General features: G+C 57.1%; 1 rRNA gene. It reads left to right on the top strand.

Features of this window, described 5'->3' with window-relative positions:
• Window positions 1-253: 253 nt before the first annotated feature.
• Window positions 254-324: ribosomal RNA gene (rrf, locus tag AC5RUW_RS16640) — 5S ribosomal RNA — on the top strand; the annotation flags it as partial.

Raw genomic sequence — 324 nt, 5'->3', positions numbered from 1 at the left:
GGTTGATAGGCCGGATGTGGAAGCGGGGACTAAAGACCCGTGAAGCTGACCGGTACTAATAGGCCGACAACTTACACCACACACGAAAAAACAGCACAGACTGCTACGCGTCCACTATGTGGTTCCCAACCAACAACCCACACCACCACGTGCGGGCCAGGGGAACACCAATAATTGAATACACGGTTGAACACGTGTAACCACAGACTTCACCACCACACCCCCAGGGGGTGACTGGTTTGGTGGCAAGGGTTACGGCGGTCACAGCGTGGGGGAAACGCCCGGTCCCATTCCGAACCCGGAAGCTAAGACCCACAGCGCCGA

The sequence above is a fragment of the Arthrobacter sp. Y3222053 genome (assembly GCF_059092805.1).
Note: the sequence above shows the minus strand (reverse complement) of the source record. Positions and strands in the feature narration are given on the sequence as shown.